General features: G+C 74.6%; 1 protein-coding gene. It reads left to right on the top strand.

Annotated features, from left to right (window positions below):
- Nucleotides 1-150 precede the first annotated feature (150 nt).
- The coding region (locus ACFQ4O_RS17725) for an oligosaccharide flippase family protein (protein WP_378777724.1) at nt 151-1,140 on the top strand (990 nt) is incomplete at its 3' end.

Here is a 1,140-nt window from a genome sequence, read left to right as displayed (position 1 = left end):
GCTCCGGTCGCGCCCGCCGCGACGGCCACGACCGAGGACGCCTCGTCCCGCCTGTCGGAAGCCCTGCGCCGGGCCGCGGCGGCGGCCGGCCCCCGTCCGGGCGAAGACCGCCGGCTGATCCGCTGATCGCGGGCTGACGCGGTCCCCCTCATGCCCACAGGCGCGCGCCCCCGCGGAACGAAGGTGATCGGCTGGATCGGCTGGGCCGGCGCGGACGCCATCGGCCGCATCCTGCTGCTCACCCTCAGCACCGCCGTGCTGTCGCGCCTGCTGGAGCCGCGCGACTTCGGCGTCACGGCGCTGGCGCTCACCGTGGTCGCGGTGCTGTCGGTGTTCGTCGGCGCGCCGTTCGAGGAGGCGCTCGCCCAGCGCCGGGGCCTCCGGCGCGGCCATCTGGAGGCGGCGCTCGCCGCCTCGTGGCTCGCGGGCCTCATCCTGCTGCTGCTCACCATTCCCGGCGGCATGGCGCTCGGCGCCTTCTACGACGCGCCGGAGCTCGGGCTGCTGCTGCCGGCGGCCTCGCTCGCCATGTTCTTCAGCGGCCACACCGACATCGCGACCGCGCTCGCCCGCCGCCGCCGCCGCTTCAACGACGTGGCCTACGCCAGCCTCATGGGCCATGTGATCGGCGTGTCCCTGAGCCTCGCGATCGCGTTTGCGGGCGCCGGCGTCTGGGCGCTGATCGGAGTGCGGCTGTTCGTGATGATCGCCCGCGCCCTCCTGCTGCAGGCGCGGCTCGGCGCGCTCATCCGTCCGCGCTGGTCCACCGCGCGGCTGAAGGAGCTCGGCCGCTTCGCCGGTTTCTCCTTCCTGGAGCGGCTCGCGGACAACCTGACCTATCTCGCCTTCAACAACGTGGTCGGGGCGGCCTATGGCGTGACCACGCTCGGCTACGTGAACATGGCCATGCGCCTGATCGAGCCGATCCGCGGGGCGATCGTCGCGACCGCGCACAACCTGTCGTTCTCCTTCTTCGCCCGGCCGGGCGCGACGCCGGGGCTGGTGGCGGCCCGCACCGCCTATCTGATCGCGCCGGTGTTCGTGGGGCTCGCGGCGGTGACGCCGGCGCTGCTGCCGCTGGTGGCGGGGCCGGGCTGGGATTCGGCCGGCGAGATCGCCGTCTGCCTGGCGCTCGGCGGC

The organism is Methylopila musalis, assembly GCF_042679725.1.
Classification (GTDB): Bacteria; Pseudomonadota; Alphaproteobacteria; order Rhizobiales; family Methylopilaceae; genus Methylopila; species Methylopila musalis.
The sequence above is the reverse complement of the archived record's forward strand: the minus strand, read 5'-3'. Positions and strand labels throughout refer to the sequence as shown.